Below are 19,342 nucleotides of genomic sequence, written 5' to 3'. Positions count from 1 at the left end.
CGCTGGCGGACAACGAGAACCGGCTGCGCACTCTGCTGTTCAAGCTGTGTGTGGAGGTCAACATGATGGNGGGCTACCTGGCCACGGAGGACACCTCGGAATATCTCTCCCGCGCTCTGGTGGACACATTGCGGGGCACGCTGGCGGACAACGAGAACCGGCTGCGCACTCTGCTGTTCAAGCTGTGTGTGGAGGTCAACATGATGGGCCACACCGTGGCCGCCCACTTCCGGGCAGATCCGGTGAACCGCCGGGAGCTGCGGGCCTACGCGGTGGACGAGGTGCTGCGCACCAACGGGAAGATCCGTTTTGATGACGCTCTAGACCTCCAGCGCCAGATCTTTCCTGATGGCGAATGAGCCGCGTCCGGTTCATGTCCCCCTACCTGAAGGGCGGAAGGGACACAGCCAAGCTATCCAACCGGGCCCGCTACATCGCCACCCGCCCCGGCGTGGAAGTACTCAGGGGTGAACAACAAGGCCAGCCTGCTACGAAAAAGCAGCAGGCTTATATCCAGCGCCTCCTCCGTGACTTCCCCGGTGCGGAGGAGCTGCTGGAATACGAGGACTACCAGAACGCACCCACCCAGGCAAACGCCGATACTTTCATTCGCCAAGTGCAGGAGGACTTCGCGGAGCCCATGAGCCGGATGGAGAACTACCTGGACTACGTGTCCCACCGCCCCGGCGTGCAGATGGATGGTGAGCACGGCCTGTGGTGTGCCGGGGGCAAGGTACGCAATCTCTCCCAGGCCGTCCGGGAGGTGGCGGAGCACACCGGCAGCGTGTGGACGCCGGTGGTGGCCATCCGTCGGGAGGACGCGGAGCGGCTGGGCTACAACGACGTGGAGAGCTGGCGGCAGCTGGTGTGTGCCTGCGTGCCGGAGATCGCCAGGGGGTACAAGATCCCGCTGGAATACCTGCGCTGGTACGCCGCCTTCCACCGCAAGGAGGACAGCGTCCATATCCACATGGTGGTGTTCTCCTCCGATCCCAAGGAGGGCTACCTCACCAAGCAGGGCATCCAGCAGGTGAAGTCCGCCTTCGGCCGGCGGATCTTCCAACAGGATCTGCTCCACGTCTACGAACAGAAAACCGAGTACCGGAATACCCTGAGCCGGGATGCGGAGCGCGCCATGGCAGAGCTGATTGCGCAGATGGAACAGGGTCAGCTCCAAAACGAAAATTTGGAGCGGCTGATTCTGGAACTATCCCGTCGCTTGCAGAACACCAAGGGCAAAAAGGTGTACAGCTACCTGCCGCCCGTAGCCAAGGCACTGGTGGACGCAATCGTGGATGAGCTGGCAAAGGACGAGCGTGTGGCGGCCGCCTATGACCTGTGGAACCAGATGCGGGAGGAGGTGTGCCGCACCTGCTCCGAGCAGTTGCCGGAGCGCCTGCCCCTTTCCAAACAGAAAGAGTTCAAGGCCGTGCGCAACATGATCATACGGGAGATGCTCCGGCTGGGGCGATGTGAGCCGCCTACAACAGATGAGGTGGTACACGGGTTTACCCCATCTGGCACACCGCCTGCACAATCCGGTATGCCGCATGGGGCATATCACCCACAGCAGAAGGTCACGCACCACCAGCGTACACAGACACATTGGGCGGTATCCCACGCGGATACCGCCCAATGTGTCCTTCAGCTATTCCACAACATGGGCCGCATCTTCCGAGAGCAGTCCGCCTCCGATGCCATCCAGACTGGCCTGCACATTGACAAGAAGCGCCGCCGGATGCTCCGGGAGAAGCGTATGGCCCTAGGACATAAGGCGGATGACCATGAGGAACTGCGGATGAACTAGTGGGGCTCGGATCAGTCCAAGCCCCAACTTCAACTATTCATCCAACTTGTGAAAGGAGTCGAGTCGAAGCTCCCGCTTCAACTCATCCTCCGTGGGCAGATAGGTTTTGTACTTGGAGGTGAAGATCTGGGTGTTGTTTTCCGGCAGCGTATAGCGTACCACCGCGTCGTTTTTCTCCGCACACAGCACAATGCCAATGGGCGGATTGTCCCCTTCATTCATCATCTCACGGGTGTAGTAGTTCACATACATCTGCATCTGGCCGATGTCCTGGTGGGTCAGGGTATCTGTTTTCAGGTCAATCAGCACAAAGCACTTGAGGATGTAATTGTAAAACACCAGATCAATAAAGAAACTCTGCCCGTCCAGAGTAAACCGTTTCTGGCGGGAGACGAAGGAAAAGCCGCGGCCCAGTTCCAGGAGAAACTGCTGGAGGTGATCAATAAGGGCCTGCTCCAGATCACTCTCGTAGACATGGGTATCCGGCTGAATCTGAAGGAATTCCATGACATAGGGATCCTTGACGATCTTCTCGTACTCAGGCTTGGGTTCTCTGCGCTGAATCTCCGCAGCGACGGACGCCTTGTCCTGGCTGGCCAGGATCCACTGGTAATACATGGTGTTGATCTGGCGCTCCAGCTGACGCACACTCCAGGCCGATTTGGCACACTCCTCCGCATAGAATGCGCGTGCCTTCTCGTCTGATACACGCATCAACAGGCGGTAGTGGGACCAGCTCAATTCGCTCCACAGTGTGGAGCGAATCGGAAACGTGCAATAGAACTGGCGCATATTTCGGAGCTCCTGCACACTGAAGCCTTTTCCGAATTCAGCAGTCAGTTTTGCGGAGAGGTATTCTAAGAGCCTGATTCCGTACTCCGCCCGGTCATTTTCTCCACACGCTTTGTAGATCTGCTCTCCGATCTCCCAATAGGCGGTCACCATGGCGGAGTTGACCGCTTTGGCTACGGAGTGCTGGGCAGTCACAATGGAGCCGCGGATGGCGTGGTAGGTCTGCTCTGGGCTGACAGTTAAAATCTCATCCTGCTTGTTCATGGTCAGCCTCCTGGCACAGTCAAATTCTGTTTCTTTTATTTTACACAATCCAGGGAAAGACAGCAACCAAAACCGAGGTGATTTCTCACGGGAACCTATATCCACTTTACCTCTGAACAGAAGGAGCAGGCCAACTCCGTTGATCTGGAGGAGTTCCTGCGGCGGCGGGGGGAGAAGCTGCTCCGCGCTGGGCGGGAGTCCCGGCTGGCCAGGATCCGTCATATTACTGTCCGGGGCAGCGAATGGTACGACCATATTGCCCGGCGGGGCGGCCACGCGGTCAGTTTTGTCCAGCACTTTTACGGAACAAGCTACCAGGAGGCCATGGAGCTCCTGTTGGGGAATGAATTGGGCGCGACATATCCCGCCGCAGAGCCAAAGCGGGAGGAGCCGCCTAAGCCCTTCGCCCTGCCTCCGCCCAACGCCGATATGCGCCGTGTGTACGCCTACCTGATGAAACAGCGCCGCGTTAGCCGGGAGGTGGTCACCCACTTCGCCCGGTCCGGCCTGCTGTACGAGGATGCTCAATACCACAACTGCATCTTTGTGGGCACGGACGAGCATGGTGTTCCCCGCCATGCCCACAAGAGGAGCACCAACAGCCAGGGCAAGTCTTTCAAGGTCAACGTGGAAGGCAGCAGGCCCCAGCACAGCTTCCACCACGTGGGGCAGGACGGCCTGCTCTATGTGTTTGAGGCCCCGATTGATCTGCTGAGCTTCCTCACGCTGTACCCGGACAGATGGCAGGAGCACAGCTATGTGGCCCTGTGCGGTACCGGCGGCCAGGCCATGCATTGGATGCTGGAGCAGAACACCCGCCTCCGGGATGTGGTGCTCTGCCTGGATCACGACGAGCCCGGACAGACGGCGGCCAAGCGCATCCAGGAAGAGTTGCAGGAAGCAGGATACCACAGCGGCATCCTGCTCCCTGTGCATAAGGACTGGAACGACGATCTGGTGCAGGGGCAGACCATGGCTGGCCCTGCCATGACTATGGGGCAGAGCATGTAGCCCCATCCCCGTGCCGAAATCGTACCATGCCCGCCAAGGGGGTGGTGCGCCCTGCCGCTGGACCGGGCCCCGGTTCATCCTGGCCCACCAAAGAAGGTCACACTGGAAGATAGATCAAACACAGAGAATGACCAGAAAGAGGGAGATATACACGTGAGTAACGATACCTGGACGCTGATTCTCCTGTTGGCAGCAGTATTCGGAGCCCTGGCGGCCATCGCCGCCTTCTCCAGCCGGGGCAGCCTGGACAGCATCAAGAGCAAGGACGTGGGCGACGGCCAGCACGGAACCGCCCGCTGGGCCACACCGGCGGAGGTGAGGAAGACCTTCCACTCCGTACCCTTCCAGCCCGCGCTGTGGCGGAAGGGGGAGCAGCTCCCGGACGCACAGGGGTTGGTGCTGGGCTGTGTGGGAAAGCTCCCGGCTCCGCTGGAGTTCCGTTTGCTTGGGAAGACAGTCCATCCGCTCATCCCAGAGAAGCTGTGGAAGCACGGTGGGATCCGGGCCCTAGTGGACTGTGATGATGTCCATTGCCTCATGATCGGCGCCTCCGGCGTGGGCAAGACCGCATATTTCCTGTACCCCAATATCGAGTACGCCTGTGCCAGCGGTATGAGTTTTTTCTCAAGTGACACCAAGGGAGATCTGGCCCGGAACTACGGCGCCATAGCCCGGGACTGCTACGGCTACCAGGTATCGGTGGTGGATCTTCGGAACCCTACCCGCTCCGACGGCTACAATCTGCTCACCCTGATCAACCACTACATGGATGTCTGCTGGAAAGATCCCACCAACCTGGCTGCCCGGGCCAAGGCGGAAAAATATGCTAAGATTCTCTCAAAGACTATCATCAACCCAGACGGGGAGAATTTCGCACAAAATCAATATTTTTATGATGCAGCTGAGGGCGTGCTTACCGCTGTGACCCTCTTACTGGCGGAATATTTGCCGCCCAAAAGGATCCATGGTGAGCTGCGGGAGCGGCGGCACATCGTGTCCGTGTTCAAGCTGGTGCAGGAACTGATAGCCCCCAGCATCCTGCCGGGCAAGAACGAGTTCCAGCTCCTCATGGACCGCCTGCCGGAGGAGCACAAGGCCAAGTGGTTCTCCGGCTCCGCCCTCACCGCCGCCGAGCAGTCCATGGCCTCCGTCATGTCCACCGTGCTCTCCCGGCTAAATACCTTCCTGGACTCGGAGCTGGAGCAGGTGCTCTGCTTCGATAGCGCCATAGACGCCGAGAGCTTTGCCTCGAAGAGATCTGCGATATTTCTGATTTTACCAGAGGAAGATGCCACGAAAAATTTCATGGCTGGGCTGATGATCCAGACCCTGAGCCGGGAGTTGTTCTCCGTGGCGGATGAGCACGACGGGAAGCTGCCCAACCGGGTGGTATTTTTCTGTGACGAGCTGGGCACCATGCCCGCCTTCGACATCCTGCCCCTGTTTTCAGCCGGCCGCTCCAGGCGGCTGACCCTGGTGCCCATCATCCAGTCCCTGGCTCAGTTGGAGAAGAACTACGGCAAGGAGGGGGCGGAGATCCTGACGGATAACTGCCAGGACACCATCTTCGGCGGCTTCGCCCCTAATAGCCAGACCGCTGAGGTGCTGTCCAAGGCCCTGGGCAGCCGCACCGTGATGAGTGGTTCCATCTCCCGGGGGAAGAACGATACCAGCCAGAGCCTCCAGATGATTGAACGGCCTCTCATGACCCCGGATGAGCTCAAGTCCATCCCCAAGGGACACTTCATCGTCATGAAAACCGGGACCCATCCCATGCAGACCCGCCTGCGGCTGTTCCTGGAGTGGGGGATCACTTTTGGGGAGCCCTACCAGGTGCCCCAGCGGGCAGCCCGGAAGGTCTACTACGCCAGCAAGGCGGAGCTGACCAGCGCCATCTATCGGGCGTTTCCCCTCCGGACAGGGACAGTCAATTATCATATGGGAAAGGAACAGAAACAGAAATGAGCTACTTCAATGAGATTTACAATGACCCGGAGCTGAACGCCAGGGCCAAGCAGGTGCTGGTCTACCTACATGACCGAGCAAACAAAGACGGCGAGAGCTGGTACGCCATAGGCACCATGGCAAAAGATCTGAGCCTCTCCCGTTCGACCATAAAGCGGGCCCTGGCGGAGCTAATCCGCCAGGGCCGGGTGGAGAAACAGGCAAGATTTCGGGAGAGCGGGGGGATTACCTCGAACTGTTACCGAATAAAGGTAGGACAAGCTGAACTGACTGATGAGCTGTCTCGGACTTAATCCGATTTGATAGCGATCACGAGTTTCTGCTATTCAAAACCTGTACATCTGTGCAGGTGCTTACAAGATGGCCGCTTTCAAGGCTTTATCAATCAAAAGCAGCAGTCTATTCTCCGGGTACACCCACTGCGTCCGCCCTGCACTGTCTGCAGTGGGTGAACTGGGGGATGTGGACACGGGCCCTGGCGCGCAGCGCCTCCAGGAGCGCCCGGCTGGGGGGCTCACAGCCCCGAAAATCGGCCTGGGGAATGAGCGGCATGAGGTTCATGACGGCGGCTCCCGCACGGGCGGCCCAACAGGCGATTCCCTCAATCTCCCCGGTGTTGACGCCGGGGATGACGACGGTGTTGATTTTCACCGTAAGTCCGGCTTCTGCGGCCTTGGCCACGCCCTCCTGTTGAGCGGAGAGAAAGGCTGCCATGGCTCCGGCATCCGCGCTGCCGCCCACCGTCCGGTAGACGTGCCCGGCACAGACGACGGAGCGGGTATTGACAGTGACCGTCAGGGTGGAAACCCCGCAGTCCAGCAGTTCGGGCAAAGCATCAGACAGAACCAGCCCGTTGGTGCTCAGGCAGAGCAGGAGTCCGGGAAAGCGGGAACGAACCAGTCGGAGGGTCTCCAGGGTGGCGGGGTTGGCCAGGGGCTCGCCGGGCCCCGCCACCCCCGCCACCCGCAGACGGCTGTCCAGGCGCAGGGCGCGCTCCACGCGGTCCAGGGCAGCCTCGGGGGAGATGACCTCCGAAGTGACGCCGGGCCGGGACTCGTTGGCGCAGTCATAGCGGCGGTCGCAGTAGCCGCACCGGATGTTGCACCTGGGGGCCACGGGCAGATGAATCCGGCCATAGCGGAAGTGGGCCTGGGCGGAGAGGCAGGGGTGCTCAGCCGGAATCAAAGCGGGGCCGCCTTCCGGCAGAGCGCTTCCAGCCCGTCGTCGCTCATCGGCTCCGGGATGCAGCCGCCGCGGTTGTCCAGGAGGACGGACGCCAGGGCGCGGAACGCCTGGGCGGGCGCGCTGTCCGGCGCGCTGTCCACCACGGTTTGGCGCTCCAGCTCGGCCTGGCCGATGAGGGGACTCATGGGAATTTTTCCCGCCACCGTGGTGCCCAGCTCCGTCGCAAAGGCTTGGAGCAGGCCGTCGTTGTCCACGCTGCTGCGCCCGTTGTGGATGATCCCGGCCAGGCGTATTCCGCCGCTCTGGGCGTATTTGCGGATGCCCCGGCAGATGTTGTTTGCGGCGTAGAGGGCCATGAAGTCGCTGGTGGTGACGAGATACACCTCGTCGGCCACCTGCTCCCGCAGCGGCATGCTGAACCCGCCGCAGACCACGTCCCCCAGCACGTCGTAGAGCACCACATCCCGGTCATCCAGCAGGCCGCGGCTGCGGATCTCCTCCATGGCCACGATAATGCCCCGCCCGGCGCAGCCGGTGCCCGGCTCCGGCCCGCCCGCCTCGATGCAGCGGACGCCCCGGCTGTCCGTGAAGGCGATCTCCCCGGAGGCGCCGGTCTTGAGCTGGTCGAGAACGGTGGGGATGCGCCGCCCCATCAGGCCCCGGGTGGAGTCCGCCTTGGGGTCGCAGCCCACTACCGCCACCCGTTTCCCGGCCTGGGCCATGGCCGCCGCCAGGTTGGACACGGCGGTGGACTTCCCGATGCCCCCTTTTCCATAGACGCAGATGCGTTTCACTGATAGAGCGCCCCCTTTAAGGTGCGGCCGTTCATGATGCCGCGGAAGATGTCCTCCAGAAGATGGAGGGTTCCCTGCCCGCCCAGGTGGGGGCGGGGGGTCAGACAGACCTCATCAAACACCGGGTAATCCACGCGGATCAGCGGAATTTCCAGCTCGTCGGCACCGTCCTGCTCAAAGGAGGAGCCAAACAGAAGCGCCGCCTCGGAGCCGCGCAGCTCCCGGTAGAAGTCCTCCTGGTCGGAGAGCTCCTCCCGGCGGGCAAAGCACACCACCTCCATCCCCAGCTCCTGCTCCAGAAAGCGCCGCAGACCGTCGGCCCGCGGCCCCGAGGCGAGGATCGCAGCTGGCATGCCGTAGAGGGCCTGTAAATAGCGGTAGGCTTTTCCGGCTCCCTCTGCAATCTGACGGTCCAGCTCCGCCCGGGCCTGATGATAATCCAGACCGAAGCGGCGCTCCAGCCGACTCCAGAGATCGTCCGCGCCGGCGGCGCCATAGGGGTAATCAAGTTCCTCCCACGGTATGCCGAAGTACTCCTTCATGGCTTGCGCCAGCTCACGCCCCTTTCCACGGAGCACCAGGTTCACATCGGCATAGGGGGCGCGGCGCACTTCCTCCAGCGTACAGCGGGAGAGCACGGCGCCCAGTGCGGCCTGGGGGGCGAGCATAGCCCGGAGGGCCTCAACATCGTCGGCGGCGTGGGGGTCATCCATCCCGAGCCCGATCAGATTAACCAGGGGACGGGGATCAGAACGGGGATAGGGCCGGGGATAAGGCCGGGGGACCGGGGGCTTCATCAGCGGGAGCAGTGCCAGCCATCCAGCCTCCAGCCCGCGAGCCGCATCCCCACGGAAGCCTGCCGCCTCCACATGGAGCAGCGGCGCCTCATGGGGGATGCGGGCTAAGACGGCGGGGATATCGTCCCCAATCATCTCACTCACACAGCCGCTGACCACGAACAGGACGGACGGTTGGAAGAGCTCCAGCGCGGAGCGGACGGCCCGCTCCAGGGAGGCCTCGCCGCTGAACACCACGTCGCTGTCGCTGATGACGGTGCAGGTCTGCCGGATATCCCGCATATCCTGGGCAACGTGGAGAGACATGGAGCCAAAATTGCAGCCCACCACGGAGTGGAGCAGAACAACGCCGTCCTGAATTCCACCCAAAGCCTGATAAGCTCCAAAGAGCTTGCAGCCGCTGGCCGGCCTCATACGGAATCCCCCTTTCGATTGAGCCACATTCTGGACCACATTTCCTTGGCGGCCAGATTAGACTGATTACAGTACAGTGGGTAATGGCGGCTTTGGAAGGGCATTTTCCCCAGCAGAAGACTGCTGCGCTCCGTCCCGTGCTCCAGGCGGCGGCACATCCTACGCACCGTGCGGACATAGGAGGGAAAGGAGAGGGAGGTGGTTTCGTTGACCGCGGGGATCAGCGGCGCGCCCATCCCCTCCAAGGTGAAGTCGCCGGTGCCCACCACCACATCCGCCTCTGCGAAGATTCCGCGCAGCGTCTCCTCTGCCGGGTTCAGGAGGAGCTGTGTCTCCGGGCTGTAGAGGGCGGCGGCCTCCCGTACCCGGGCCAGCAGGCTGTCCTCCAGCGCGGGGGTGACATTCAGGTTTTTACGGCTCTCCGGGGTCAGGATGACACAGAGATGGGAGACCGACAGGCCATAGTCCCGCACATAGGATTTGAGCTCGAAGGGAGCCTGCTGGATGCTGCGGCTGACGAGAACCGCCCGGGCCTGCCCCAGGCGGCGGCGGGCCTCCGCCGTCTCCTCCAGGGCCTGGGCCCGCGCCGCCAGGACGACGGGCTCCACCGCCGCCTCCATGCGGAGGGCCTGTCCAATGTCCCGGTAAAAGGTGCAGATTCCATCCAGTCCGGCGTAGCGTCCCGCGCCGCCGATGTGAAGGTATGCGGTTCCGAATTTCTCCCGCATGCGTCTGGCCCAGCGAACCCGCTTGACCAGATTCAGTTCCGCGGCCGGGGCGTGTACCAGAGAGGAGAGGGGGGCGCTGGGGATCCACGTGTTCACCTGAATCCCGCAGCCGTTCAAAAAGACCTCCAGCTCCCGCAGGGCGGCCTTTCCCTCGCTCCCCCAGCCCACCGTCTCGATGTTGATGCTGTGCGGGATCTGAGCGGACGGCTCCATCACCTGCTCCACCAGGGCGTAGAGCGCCTCGGTGAAGCCGCAGCCCTTTAGCTCCATCTCCAGCCGGTTGTCGCCGGTGATGGTCTGGTGGGCCAGCTCTTTCAGACGGTTCCGGGTGTAGTTTTTGTCCCGGTGGGAGAAGAGCTCCGACTGGACGCCCACTACCGAAATACCCTCCCGCCGCAGCTCGGCGCATACGGAGCGCACATCTTCGTTCAGAATGTCGCTGATCGGGGAGGGGATCACCATGATGAGCCCGGGGCGGTAGCGGCTCCAGGCGTCCCGTATGGCCTGGCGGAGCTTCTCCTCCCCGCCGCAGATGATGTCCCGCTCCTCCAGATTGGAGGTCAGCACGCTGTAAAAGGGCTGGTGCCGACGCCGGGCGGAATAGCGGTAGTGAAACCCACAGCCCCGCGGGCTGTGGAGGAGCGGAAGCACCTCCTGCATTTCCCCCACCGCCCCCACGCTGCCGGAGATCTTCCCGTTTACACCAAAGGTGTGCAGCAGGCCGGAGGGGTACATTGCGGTCATCAGATCTTCAAAAAAAGGCTGTCGCATGCGCATTTCTCCTCTCTGCCCGGAAAAAGCAAAATCGCCGGCCCCGCGTATTCTGACGCGGAGCCGGCTTGCAGACAGGCGCACCGGCAGGGCCGGCGGCCTGTGGAGCAGCTTTCACCGGAAGCGTCCCCACAAATTCAGCAAGCAGGTTTCCTGGCTTGCGGCTCGTCACGTGCTGCGCCTTCTCACATGTGAAACATGCAATGGCGATCTGCAGCACGCTCCCCGCTTACAGTGACCGGATCGCTCGGGAGTTGCACCCGATTCCCTCTAACCAGACGGAGTCTGGCCACTTGCTGAAAACGTATATGAGGGGATTATAGCACAGCCCGGCCGGAAAGAAAAGGCCCGTTCAGCCTAGCCGACAAAAAAGTCTCGCTTTACAAAATTCGTCCAGAGGTGCTATAATAGCATCACAATCCGGGCGATGGAAGGCACGGAGAAGTACTCATAAAATAGAATAGGACAAAGGTCGTGCGCAGGAACATCGCACTTTTAGCGCGAAGAGCTGTATCAAATGGCTCTCCAGTGAGAATCTGGAACTGTACTCAGCAACCGTGTGACCAACGAAACAGCATTTTGCCACTGGGGCATCCCATTGCCTTGGGAAGGCGCTGGATTAGGTACCGCCATAGGAAACGGCGGATGGGTCAAGTCGGGATATTGCACATGGTCTGTTTGCCGTTTCCGTACCTCTGAGAGATGGGATGGACGCAGGTTGCTGTAGACTGTTATTGCTGACAAATACTCTGCCCCATGTCCAGGGGGCAGAGTATTTTTATGCCTGCGCCCAGGTATCCTTGGAAGTACGACTGAAATGTTGTCAGCCGCAGCTTGCGGTGGACATAGAGTATCGCATCTGAACAGGAAAGGAAGGAACACATATGAAACAAGGGAAATGGGTGTCTCTGCTGATGACTTTCGTAATGACCATCAGCTTGGCGTCCTGCGGGGCGCCATCGGCCCAGACCACACTCCCACCGGAGACCTCCGCGCCTGTGGAGACCGGGCAGCCAGTAGAGGGAAATTATCCTGTTACTGTGCAGGTTTACGACGAAAACGGCACGCTCTACGCCGAAACCTTTGAAAAAGCACCGGAACGGGTCGTGTGCAATCAGCCTCAGGCAATCCAGCTTCTGTTAGCACTGGGACTGGGAGACCGGATTGTGGGGGCCTGTAGAAGTGTTGGAGATGTCAATGAGAAGTACCGGGACGAGTTCGAGGCCCTGCCATTCATTGCAGACAATGATAGTCCCTCCAAGGAAGTGGTTCTGGATGCAAAGCCGGATCTAATCATCGGCTGGGGGAGCACGTTTACTGAGGATACTCTCGGCAGTGTGCAGGACTGGAACGAGCGGGGAATCGCCACTTACATCGTAGATAACAGCGCCTCCGGCGTAGAGGGGCGGCGCACGGTGTCACGCCTCTACAACGACATTGAGAAGCTGGGGGAAATTTTCGGAATTGAAGATAAGGCCCAGGCAATGATCTCCGATATGAAGACGCGGGAGCAGGCTATTGCCGACAAAGTGTCCACATTGGAGGATACGGACAAGGTAACCGTTCTTACCGTTCAGATGGTCTATGAAAATGAATTCTTTGGGCGTAAGGATACGGATTTTACGTATGACCTCATTGAGAAGGCAGGTGGCATCTGCCTGGACGAGGCTTTTGGAAAGCAGAGCATCGAAAACCTGATTGCACTGAACCCGGATGTCCTTGTGATTATTAACCGGACCGACTCTCCCGCACAGGAAAAAATCGATGCGCTCAAGAGTAATCCATCCCTCAGCGAAGTTAACGCCGTCAAAAATGACCGTTTTGTTTCGCTGGATTACGTCGACTTCTATGGCGGTAACTATGAAACCATCGATGCGATCGAATCCCTGGCATGTGGTTTTTACCCGGAACTCTTCTCTGAATGACCGAAAGGAGTAGTAACATGGAAACGAGACTGACAGCGCTGTTGCTGGCGCTGAGCATGATGCTCGGCCTGGTTTCCTGCGGCGGGCAGCCTGTAGGAGAAGAAACTTCTCCTGCAACTTCTCAAACTCCGGTTGAATCCAACGGCGTAGAGGCAGACAACCACTATCCGGTCACGGTGGAGACCTATGATCAGAACGGCGAAATCGTGGAACAGACTTTTGAAGCCTGCCCTGAGCGGGTTGTCAGCATCTCTCAGGCCAACACCGAACTGCTGATTGCATTGGGCCTGACGGATAAAATTGTGGCGACTGCCCACCGCTTCAGCCCTGTTTATGAACGGATGGCTGATGAGTACAACTCCATTCCCTTTATTGCGGAGTCCGGCTATCCCTCAAAAGAGGTTGTGCTGGATCAGAAGCCAGATTTGATTGTAGGCTGGGGGTCTCTCTTTGCAGAGGATGCGCTTGGTGCAGTTAACGACTGGCATGAACGAGGAGTGCATACCTACCTGATGAACAACACCGTCAGTGGGCTTGGCAATCGCACCGTAGATTTCCTTTACGATGATATCGAGAAGCTTGGCCAGATTTTTGATATCGAAGATAAGGCCCAAGCCATGATTCAGGATATGAAGGACCGAATTGCTGACATCCAGGAGAAGGTATCCACTATCCCGGAGTCCGAGCGTGTTCAAGTTGTCACCGTACAGTATGTCTATGAGAATGAGTTCCTGGGCCGGGGGGGTACGGACTTCAATACCAATCTGACCGAGTTGGCCGGTGGTATTCAGGCCAACGATAATGGACAGCAGAGCATGGAGGTCCTGTTGAGTTTGGACCCCGATGTCCTGGTCATACTGGATCTCTCCTCCTCACCTGCCCAGGAAAAAATCGATGCGATCAAGGCCAATCCGGTCCTCCAGAGCCTTCAGGCTGTTCAGAATGATCGCTTTGTGGTGCTGGATCATGCAGCTTTCTATTGCGGAGGGCCCCGCACCATAGAGGCAATTGAAACATTGGCCGAGGGGTTTTATCCCGAACTTTTTACAGAATAACTCTCAGAATTGCATTTGCCATCCCATAGGGCTGTAGATGCAGAGGCTGGTTCGGGCGGCCCACACGCAGAGGGTGGGCCGCCCGAACCGTTCCAAGCAAACGCCGAACCGCGGAAAAAGGGGAATGAATATGACCAAGGTAAAGCCATCTATTGCAAATACCAGCCTAAATGCCGGCCGCCGACGCTTTCCATTGACCCTATGGGTCGTGGTACTGCTGGTCCTGTTGCTATTATCCGTCCTGAGTTCCATTACGTTCGGCCCTGTGGATATCGCCATTCCTGATGTGGCGCGCATTCTGGTCTGCCGTATTTTCCGGAGTGAGCCCGCCCAGTATGCCGAACTCCTCCAGAGTACAACCGCAGATATCATTTGGAATATCCGGTTTCCACGCGTCTTGATGGCAATGGTGGTGGGGGCAGGTCTGTCTGTCTCTGGTGTGGTGATGCAGGCGGTAGTCCGCAATCCACTGGCGGATCCTTATGTATTGGGGCTTTCCTCCGGCGCTTCACTGGGTGCCACACTGGCGATCCTCCTGGGGGCTTTCTCCTGGTTTGGGAATTATGGTGTGTCCGTGGGTGCGTTCCTGGGCTCCCTGGTCACCGCGCTATTTGTCTTTACCGTGGCGTTTTCCGGAAAATCCAAGGGGAACACCATTAAACTGTTGTTAGCCGGTATGGCTGTCAGTGCGATCTGCTCCGCCTTTACCAATTTTGTTATCTATACGGCGAGCGATGCCGAAGGTATCCGCTCTGTCACGTTCTGGACAATGGGGGGAATGACCTCGGCCTCCTGGAATTTGCTTGGCATTCCTTTTGTTGTCGTGCTGCTTGGCGTCGCTTTTTTCCTTACCCAATTCCGTGTACTCAACACGCTTCTAATCGGAGACGAGTCCGCCCTGACCCTCGGCATTCAGGTGGCAACCATCCGAAAGGTCTATCTGGTATTTTCCTCCGCAATCACCGGTGTTGCAGTAGCTGTATCAGGAACAATCGGCTTTGTTGGGCTGATTATCCCCCATGTTGTGCGTATGCTTGTAGGTTCCGATCACCGCAGGGTATTGGTGTTATCAACGATAGTCGGATCTATTTTTTTGATCTGGTGTGATGTGGCAGCCCGTATGGTGTTGGGGAACGAGGAGCTTCCCATCGGTATTGTCACGGCCATGATTGGCGGCCCTTTCTTTGTTTGGCTGATGCTGACGAAATCCTATGGATTTGGAGATGAGTAAATGGATCTGGAAGTACGAAATCTATCGGTGGCGATCGGGGGAAAGACCATTATTCATGATGTCAGTGCAGAGGTAAAGTCCAAGCGGTTTGTTGGTATTGTGGGACCAAACGGTAGCGGGAAATCCACTACGCTCAAGACGATTTACCGAGTGCTCAAGCCCCATTCCGGGACTGTGCTGCTGGATGGGAAGGCTTTGGAAGAAGTCTCCTTGAAGGAATCCGCCCGCCGCCTGGGAGTTATGACACAAATGAGTACGCTGAACTTTGACTTTCGGGTAGAGGAGGTTGTCCTCATGGGACGTACCCCCCACAAGAAGCTGATGGAGACAGACAACGACGAGGACTATGCATTAGCCTGGAAGGCGCTGGAGCTGGTTGGAATGGAGGGAATGGCCAACCGCAAATTCAACACGCTCTCCGGCGGCGAACGCCAGCGGGTTTTGATGGCGCGGGCCCTCACCCAGCAGCCGGAGGCTTTGATCCTGGATGAGCCTACTAACCATCTGGATATTCAATATCAGCTCCAGATCCTCCGGGTTGTAAAGAGCCTGGGTATCGAGGTCTTTGCGGCTATGCACGATCTCAACTTAGCTATCGACTATTGTGATTACCTCTATGTTATGAGCCGTGGCGCAGTTGTGGCCGAGGGAACACCGGAAACCATTTTGGAACCGGATCTGATCCGGACGGTTTTTGGGGTGGAATCCGTCTTGGTAGATGTCCCTGAGCTTAAACGAAAAACGATTGTCTTTGTCTGCTGATGCAGGCCGAACGGCATCAAGAGAAGCGAGATGACAACAGATAGGGCTCTTACCTTCACTAAGGTGACATTCCAATCCTGCTCTGCGCTCCGTTTACATATCTGCCTGTAGCATCCTTTTACGGTGTGTCCCATTAAATTACGAAGTAAAAACATGCGCCATAGGCCCTTTCGGGAATCTCCATGGCGCATGTTTTTACGTTCGACTTCACTTAAAGCCGCTCAGCTCGATAAATATCCTCCGCTTTGGCCGCCATCAGGCGGGCGGCCATGTCGCGTTTCATTCCGGCAAGCACACGCTCCTCCGCCTCCGTGCGCCCCTTCTTGCGGGCCAGTTGAATGAATTCCTCCCGCACGTAGCCGGGGCGGAGCGTGACTGCGACGGAACGCCCGCGGTAGCTCAACCGGAAGTAATAGCGCCCGCCGGGACTCTCCAGCTCGTTCGCCGCCTCGGGGAGCTCCTTGTCCACCACATACCTGCCGTCCGTAAGGCAGCGGGTGACTAGCTCAAAGGCATCCCGCGCCCCCGGCCCTGGAAAAGCCGTCACGAACGAGATCTCCCTGCGCTCCAGCAGGTTCCCGTCGTCCAGCAGCGGAAACGCCCTCTGCATGACCTTAAATCCGTGGGCCACGCCACCCGGGAAACCGGGGCCGTGATAGTTCAGCATCTCATCGAATCGGAAGGAGAGAAGCTTCCCCTCCTCCAAAACCTCGATCGACTCCATCTTACCCTCCTATTCATCCGATTTCAAGCGGCCGGGGATACAGACTTTTCTCCCCACCCGCTCCACATAGGTTAAGTAGAGGTCGCTGCGGTAGAGCGCACGAAGCCGCTCCTCCGTCATAACCTCCTCTGCATTGCCGACCAGAAAACGGCCGTCATTCCCCAGAATACCAACCTGCCCGCCCAGCAGAAGCACATGGTCGGGATTGTGGCTGGTCATAATGACGCCGAAGCCCCGCTTCACCAGGGCGCGCACCATGGAGAGTGCCCGGAGCTGATTGCCGTAATCCAGATGGTTGGTGGGCTCGTCCAGCAGGATCAGCTCCGGCTGCTGAACGATTACCCGGGCGATGGTTACCTGCTGGCGTTCCCCGCCGCTGAGCTCCGTATAGGGCCGGTTGGCCAGCGGGAGCAGGCCCATCTCCTCCAGCGTGGCGTCCACCAGGTCATAGTCCGCACGTCCAGGCTGCTGGAAGGTTCCCAGGTGAGGGGCCCGGCCCATGACTACAAAATCCCGTACTGTATAATCATAAGCGGGGGTGTGGCTCTGGGGAACATAGCCGATGATTCTGGAAATCTCCCGCAGTTCCAGCCGAGAGAGAGGCGTCCCGTGGAGACGGATTTCCCCCTGCTGAGGGAGCAGCAGATTTGCAATACAGTTGAGGAGGGTAGACTTGCCCGCTCCGTTTGCCCCCAGAATAGAGAGAACCTGTCCCTGCTCAAAGGCGAAGCTCACGTCATAAAACAGGGGGCGTTCCGGCCGGTAGGCGAAGGACAGATGTTCTACTTCCAGAATCATGACAGCTTCATCCTTTGTTTCAACAGGAGATAGAAATAAAAAGGGGCCCCGATAAGTCCGGTCAGGATGCTCAATGGGAGCTCCGCGCTGGTGAGCACCCGAGCCAGGGTATCAATCAGCAGAAGGAACGCAGCCCCCAGTACCGCGGATAGGGGGATCAGCTTGCGGTTGTCCGGCCCCACCATCATCCGCCCAAAATGGGGGATTACCAGCCCGATCCAGCCGATCGTTCCGCTGGTGCAGACGGCACAGGCGGTGAGCATCGTGGCACAGAAAATGATGATCCCACGGGCACGCCGAATATCCATGCCAAGCGACTTGGCCTCATTCTCGCCCAGAGAGAGGATGTTGATCCGCCACCGCATCAGCAGGAGAATTATGATTGCAGCCAAAATCGGTGGTCCCATGGTGAACACATCCCGCCACACTGCAGTCGCCAGGCTGCCAAGCTGCCAGTGCGTGATGGAGGCGAGCTGCGTCTCCGGGTCGGCCAGATATTTCAGCAGGCCCAGAATAGCGTTCATCAGCCCGCTGATAATCACGCCTGCCAGCACCAGGGTCATCATGGATTGATTCTTGATGACCTTTGGGATGGCGATGGCCAGCAGCACGGCAGCCAGGCCGCCCAGGAGCGCTCCGGCCTGAATTCCCACTCCGCCGGCGTTCATCAGGATTCCAACCGAGGCACCCACACAGGCGCCAGCCGAAACGCCCAGCATGTCGGGCGCCACCAGGGGGTTTTTAAAGACCCCCTGGTAGGCCGCTCCAGAGAGGGAGAGGGCGCTCCCCACCAGCAGGGCAGCCAGTATGCGGGGCAGACGCAGGGTAAAAATGACGCTCTCCGCCTGTCCCTCCCAGGTGGCCGGGATGGGCAGGAATCTGGAGAGGAGCACCCGCACCACGGTCGCCGGGGAGATGGCATAGCGCCCTACTCCGATGGCCAGGATGGTCAGGATGAGCAGCGCGGCCAGACATCCCAGAAACAGAACCGGAAAGGAGCAGGGCCGGCGGGGTGTTTGCTCCAGGGCCGGGGCTGGGTTACTGGCTGTCCGCATTGGCATCGGCGGCAAAGATCTGGGCCAGGTCTTCATCCGTCAGGCTGTAGCCGAAATAGTCCTGGAAAAAGGCCCTGGTGTCCTGCTCGATATCGATCTCGGCAAAAATTTCCGGCTGAATCAGTTGGGCCAGCCAGCGCATCATCAACGGAGTCTCCACGCCCGGGGCGTCCCAGCGGTAGATACCCATGGGGGTCTTATAGACGCGGTGATTGAGTACGGCGGATACCTGGCTCCAGTCCTGTCCATCCAGCCTGTTCTCGTACAGATCCGCCGGTGTAAAGGAGTCGAAATTGCTCATCAGAATGATATCAGGGTCAATGGCCAGGATCTCCTCCATGGTGATGCTGGACAGATCGGCGGCCACATTGTCTGCACCTGCCAGCTCCAGGGCCTCCGCGATAAACATGTCGTTGCCCTGCAGCTTCAGCTCGGCATTGCGCAGATAGAGCACCTTGGGCTTGTCCGCGGCATTCACCTGCTCCTGGAAGGACTGCAGATATTCATACGCCTCGGTATAAAGTGTGTTGAACTGCTCGGCCCGCTCCTCCTTGCCCAACATCTGACCAATGGCGGTAAAGCTGGCCTGGAGATCCTCGATGGTCTCGTTCTTCACCATAAACGGCGTGATGCCCAGCGCCTTGAGCTGTTCCGCTTCCTCGGTCTGATAGTCCCAGATCACCACAGCCTGGACGCCTCGGCTGACCATTTCCTCCATGTTGATGGAGAAGTCGGAGCCGATGCTGGTGGTGTCCAGCTCCGCATAACCGCTGTCCAGCTTGGAGAAAAAACAGTTGGTATAGGCGGTCATGGCGCCGGGGTTGATGGAGACCATGTGCTCAGAGGTGCCGTCGATGGCATAGATCACGGAGGACCAGGGCAGCGGGGTAACCGCGATGCGGCTGAGCTCCGCCGGAACCTCCACCACGTTGCCCGCCGCATCCGTCACGGTGCGGGTTTCCGCCACAGCCTGCTCCGTCTGCTGTGCGGGGGATTCCGGTACAACAGACGGGGTCTCCGCGGTGATCCCCCCTCCACAGGCAGTCAGCAGGGAGGCCAGAAGCGCGCCGGACACGGCGGCCGCCCCGAGGCGGTGTAAATGTCGTTTCATAAGTACCATTCCTTTCCTGTTCCAATTTAAATTCTCTGTCCAGGGGGCCTGAGGCCAGGGCGGACGTCCCGGTCCTGCTCCCCGGCAAAAATAAACACCTTCTCCTGTATCTGAACAAGAGAAGGTGTTCCAAAAGAAGCGTACCGCAAAAAG

17 protein-coding genes and 1 riboswitch are annotated in these 19,342 nt (G+C 59.1%); of the genes, 8 read left to right on the top strand and 9 right to left on the bottom strand.

Features of this window, described 5'->3' with window-relative positions:
* Positions 1–355: 355 nt before the first annotated feature.
* A complete protein-coding gene (gene mobP3, locus E0E41_RS06920; RefSeq protein WP_024725195.1) occupies positions 356–1,807 on the top strand; it encodes a MobP3 family relaxase in 1,452 nt (483 codons plus the stop codon).
* Positions 1,808–1,840: 33 nt separating this feature from the next.
* Here mobP3 and E0E41_RS06915 read toward each other — a convergent pair whose 3' ends face one another.
* Positions 1,841–2,863: a PDDEXK nuclease domain-containing protein gene (locus E0E41_RS06915; protein WP_024725194.1), complete on the bottom strand. Its 1,023-nt coding sequence runs from the start codon at positions 2,861–2,863 to the stop codon at positions 1,841–1,843.
* Positions 2,864–3,187: 324 nt separating this feature from the next.
* Between E0E41_RS06915 and E0E41_RS06910 the strand changes: the two genes are divergently transcribed.
* From E0E41_RS06910 to E0E41_RS06900, 3 genes are all read left to right on the top strand, one after another.
* Positions 3,188–3,874, top strand: coding sequence for a DUF3991 and toprim domain-containing protein (locus E0E41_RS06910; RefSeq protein WP_130869283.1), 687 nt, complete (start codon positions 3,188–3,190; stop codon positions 3,872–3,874).
* A 153-nt stretch (positions 3,875–4,027) separates the two neighbouring features.
* Entirely contained in the window at positions 4,028–5,839 is a 1,812-nt protein-coding gene (locus E0E41_RS06905; protein WP_024725273.1) for a type IV secretory system conjugative DNA transfer family protein, read from the top strand.
* A complete protein-coding gene (locus tag E0E41_RS06900; RefSeq protein ID WP_007493944.1) occupies positions 5,836–6,132 on the top strand; it encodes a helix-turn-helix domain-containing protein in 297 nt (98 codons plus the stop codon). The genes E0E41_RS06905 and E0E41_RS06900 overlap by 4 nt, the downstream gene beginning before the upstream one ends.
* A 106-nt stretch (positions 6,133–6,238) precedes the next feature.
* Here E0E41_RS06900 and E0E41_RS06895 read toward each other — a convergent pair whose 3' ends face one another.
* The 4 genes from E0E41_RS06895 to E0E41_RS06880 are packed head-to-tail and all read right to left on the bottom strand — an operon-like array spanning position 6,239 to position 10,528.
* On the bottom strand, positions 6,239–7,024 hold the full coding sequence (locus E0E41_RS06895) for a radical SAM protein (protein ID WP_130869282.1): 786 nt from the start codon (positions 7,022–7,024) through the stop codon (positions 6,239–6,241).
* Positions 7,021–7,818 carry a P-loop NTPase gene (locus tag E0E41_RS06890; RefSeq protein ID WP_130869281.1) on the bottom strand — a complete coding sequence of 266 codons (798 nt, stop codon included), beginning with the start codon at positions 7,816–7,818 and terminating at the stop codon, positions 7,021–7,023. The genes E0E41_RS06895 and E0E41_RS06890 overlap by 4 nt, the downstream gene beginning before the upstream one ends.
* Entirely contained in the window at positions 7,815–9,029 is a 1,215-nt protein-coding gene (locus tag E0E41_RS06885) for a nitrogenase component 1 (RefSeq protein WP_130869280.1), read from the bottom strand. The genes E0E41_RS06890 and E0E41_RS06885 overlap by 4 nt, the downstream gene beginning before the upstream one ends.
* Positions 9,026–10,528 carry an oxidoreductase gene (locus E0E41_RS06880; RefSeq protein ID WP_009257709.1) on the bottom strand — a complete coding sequence of 501 codons (1,503 nt, stop codon included), beginning with the start codon at positions 10,526–10,528 and terminating at the stop codon, positions 9,026–9,028. The genes E0E41_RS06885 and E0E41_RS06880 overlap by 4 nt, the downstream gene beginning before the upstream one ends.
* A 126-nt stretch (positions 10,529–10,654) precedes the next feature.
* Positions 10,655–10,840: riboswitch (cobalamin riboswitch) on the bottom strand.
* A gap of 572 nt (positions 10,841–11,412) precedes the next feature.
* Between E0E41_RS06880 and E0E41_RS06875 the strand changes: the two genes are divergently transcribed.
* The 4 genes from E0E41_RS06875 to E0E41_RS06860 all read left to right on the top strand — a co-directional run bounded on the left by E0E41_RS06875 (position 11,413) and on the right by E0E41_RS06860 (position 15,501).
* Entirely contained in the window at positions 11,413–12,453 is a 1,041-nt protein-coding gene (locus tag E0E41_RS06875; protein ID WP_021631999.1) for an ABC transporter substrate-binding protein, read from the top strand.
* A gap of 17 nt (positions 12,454–12,470) precedes the next feature.
* Positions 12,471–13,508, top strand: a complete 1,038-nt coding sequence (locus tag E0E41_RS06870; protein ID WP_035300385.1) for an ABC transporter substrate-binding protein — start codon at positions 12,471–12,473, stop codon at positions 13,506–13,508.
* A 130-nt stretch (positions 13,509–13,638) separates the two neighbouring features.
* Entirely contained in the window at positions 13,639–14,739 is a 1,101-nt protein-coding gene (locus E0E41_RS06865; RefSeq protein ID WP_198152298.1) for a FecCD family ABC transporter permease, read from the top strand.
* A complete protein-coding gene (locus E0E41_RS06860; RefSeq protein ID WP_021631996.1) occupies positions 14,740–15,501 on the top strand; it encodes an ABC transporter ATP-binding protein in 762 nt (253 codons plus the stop codon).
* A gap of 211 nt (positions 15,502–15,712) precedes the next feature.
* On the opposite strand, the gene E0E41_RS06855 is transcribed toward E0E41_RS06860, so the two are convergent.
* The 4 genes from E0E41_RS06855 to E0E41_RS06840 are packed head-to-tail and all read right to left on the bottom strand — an operon-like array spanning position 15,713 to position 19,189.
* The gene (locus E0E41_RS06855; RefSeq protein WP_024724854.1) at positions 15,713–16,225 is read right to left on the bottom strand and encodes a hypothetical protein; all 513 of its coding nucleotides are present in this window, start codon (positions 16,223–16,225) and stop codon (positions 15,713–15,715) included.
* 9 nt (positions 16,226–16,234) lie between these two features.
* Entirely contained in the window at positions 16,235–17,023 is a 789-nt protein-coding gene (locus E0E41_RS06850) for an ABC transporter ATP-binding protein (RefSeq protein WP_021631994.1), read from the bottom strand.
* Positions 17,020–18,078 (bottom strand): FecCD family ABC transporter permease, encoded by a 1,059-nt coding sequence (locus tag E0E41_RS06845; protein ID WP_021631993.1) that lies wholly within the window; start codon positions 18,076–18,078, stop codon positions 17,020–17,022. Before E0E41_RS06845 ends, E0E41_RS06850 begins: the two co-directional genes overlap by 4 nt.
* Complete coding sequence (locus E0E41_RS06840) at positions 18,062–19,189, bottom strand: ABC transporter substrate-binding protein (protein WP_130869279.1); 1,128 nt, start codon at positions 19,187–19,189, stop codon at positions 18,062–18,064. The genes E0E41_RS06845 and E0E41_RS06840 overlap by 17 nt, the downstream gene beginning before the upstream one ends.
* Positions 19,190–19,342 lie beyond the last annotated feature (153 nt).

The sequence above is a fragment of the Intestinimonas massiliensis (ex Afouda et al. 2020) genome (assembly GCF_900626285.1).
Classification (GTDB): Bacteria; Bacillota; Clostridia; order Oscillospirales; family Oscillospiraceae; genus Flavonifractor; species Flavonifractor massiliensis_A.
Note: the sequence above shows the minus strand (reverse complement) of the source record. Positions and strands in the feature narration are given on the sequence as shown.